Origin of the sequence: Rufibacter immobilis (genome assembly GCF_003721565.1) — a bacterium.
Classification (GTDB): Bacteria; Bacteroidota; Bacteroidia; order Cytophagales; family Hymenobacteraceae; genus Nibribacter; species Nibribacter immobilis.
Map to the genome: position 1 here is coordinate 1 of NZ_RJJE01000005.1, position 2,500 is coordinate 2,500.

Annotated in this window: 2 rRNA genes (1 of these 2 cut by a window edge); both read right to left on the minus strand. The window is 55.4% G+C overall.

The features are described 5' to 3' along the window. Nucleotides 1-65: 65 nt before the first annotated feature. Nucleotides 66-177: ribosomal RNA gene (gene rrf, locus EFA69_RS06380) — 5S ribosomal RNA — on the minus strand. A gap of 90 nt (nt 178-267) precedes the next feature. After that, nucleotides 268-2,500, minus strand: a 23S ribosomal RNA gene (locus tag EFA69_RS06385) (it continues 662 nt past the right edge of the window).

The window sequence follows — 2,500 nt, forward strand, 5'->3', positions numbered from 1 at the left end:
CCTTCCCCCTTGGCTGTAAACGGGAGACGCCCACCGCTGTCTCCAGGGGTGGGCGTCTGTTGTGGGGTTGGCGGCTACCTACTCTCCCGCGTGTGACCGCAGTACCATCGGCTCGGCGGGGCTTAACTTCTCTGTTCGGAATGGGAAGAGGTGGACACCCGCGACATAGCCACCATTATCTTCGGGTCCCTCTCGGGCTCTCCTTAATGATGTCGGGGGGTGCTTTGATATACCGGTGGGAGAGAAAGGCTAGGGTACGCGCCCTTGGGGCGGAAAGCGCTCGGGCAATTAGTACGGCTCGGCTTTGCCATTCCTGGCTTTGCACCTGCCGCCTATCGACGTGGTCGTCTCCCACGGCCCTTAAGGGATGTCTCATCTTGGGGTGAGTTTCGCACTTAGATGCTTTCAGCGCTTATCTCATCCGAGCGTAGCTACCCTGCGCTGCGGCTGGCGCCACAACAGGTCCACCAGAGGCTCGTCCATCCCGGTCCTCTCGTACTAAGGACAGGTCCCCTCAAACATCCAACGCCCACTACAGATAGGGACCGAACTGTCTCACGACGTTCTGAACCCAGCTCGCGTGCCACTTTAATCGGCGAACAGCCGAACCCTTGGGACCTTCTCCAGCCCCAGGACGTGACGAGCCGACATCGAGGTGCCAAACCTCCCCGTCGATATGAGCTCTTGGGGGAGATCAGCCTGTTATCCCCGGCGTACCTTTTATCCTTTGAGCGATGGCCCTTCCATGCGGAACCACCGGATCACTATATCCGCCTTTCGGCCCTGCTCGGCTTGTGGGCCTCACAGTCAAGCACCCTTCTGCTATTGCGCTCTGCGCACGGTTACCAAGCGTGCTGAGGGTACCTTTGAAAGCCTCCGTTACTCTTTTGGAGGCGACCACCCCAGTCAAACTACCCACCAAACAATGTCTCCCACTCAGGGATTAGGCTCCAAGCAACTGAAGGGTGGTATTTCAACGTTGCCTAACCGACGCCTAGCGACGCCGGATCACAGGCTCCCACCTATCCTACACATCAGTTACCCAGAGTCAATGTTAAGCTATAGTAAAGGTGCACGGGGTCTTTCCGTCCCGTAGCGGGTACTCGGCATCTTCACCGAGACTACAATTTCACCGAGCTCACGGCTGAGACAGCGCCCAGATCGTTACACCATTCGTGCAGGTCGGAACTTACCCGACAAGGAATTTCGCTACCTTAGGACCGTTATAGTTACGGCCGCCGTTTACCGGGGCTTCGGTTCAGAGCTTCGCCTCGCGGCTAACTCCCCCCCTTAACCTTCCGGCACCGGGCAGGTGTCAGGCCATATACCTCATCTTTCGATTTCGCATAGCCATGTGTTTTTGTTAAACAGTCGCCTGGGCCTTTTCACTGCGGCTTCTCATGTTGCCATGAGGAAGCGCCCCTTCTCCCGAAGTTACAGGGCCATTTTGCCGAGTTCCTTGGCCGTGATTCACTCGAGCACCTTAGGATTCTCTCCTCGACTACCTGTGTCGGATTGCGGTACGGGTAGCGTGACCGTCGTAACGCTTAGCGGGTTTTCTTGGGAGCATGGTTAGGGCCGCTATCCCCTCGCCCGGGGGCTTGGGGTACTATCGCATTTCAGCACCTATGGCGTACTTGACTACCAATGGTATACCTACGTGCTTCAACCTGGTATTCCGTCACCAGGCGGGCCTTTCACTTCTCCGTCACCGCATCGCTGGGTCACGCTAGTACTGGAATATTAACCAGTTGTCCATCGACCTTAGCCTTCGCATCGGCCTTAGGACCCGACTAACCCTGATCCGATTAGCGTTGATCAGGAAACCTTAGTCTTTCGGTGTGCGGGTTTCTCGCCCGCATTATCGTTACTTATGCCTACATTTGCTTTTCCCGACGCTCCAGTATCCATTGCCAGATACCTTCGCCGCAGACGGGAATGCTCCCCTACCACAGAACAAGTTCTATCCATAGCTTCGGTATTACGCTTGATGCCCGATTATTATCGATGCCCTGTCGCTCGACCAGTGAGCTGTTACGCACTCTTTAAATGAATGGCTGCTTCCAAGCCAACATCCTGGCTGTCTAAGCAACTGGACCTCCTTTGTTCAACTTAGCGTAAATTTAGGGACCTTAGCTGATGGTCTGGGTTCTTTCCCTCTCGGCCTGGGACCTTAGCACCCCAAGCCTCACTGCCGAGTATGTCTATTGGCATTCGGAGTTCGTCAGGATTCGGTAGGATTTGACTCCCCCTAGTCCTATCGGTAGCTCTACCTCCAAAAGACTCAACCTCGACGCTGCCCCTAAAGGCATTTCGGGGAGTACGAGCTATTTCTCAGTTTGATTGGCCTTTCACCCCTACCCTCAGGTCATCCAAATCCTTTTCAACGGAAACTGGTTCGGACCTCCATTGCGTGTTACCGCAACTTCATCCTGCCCAAGGGTAGATCACAAAGTTTCGCGTCTACCCCCCCTGACTGTGCGCCCTGTTCAGACTCGCT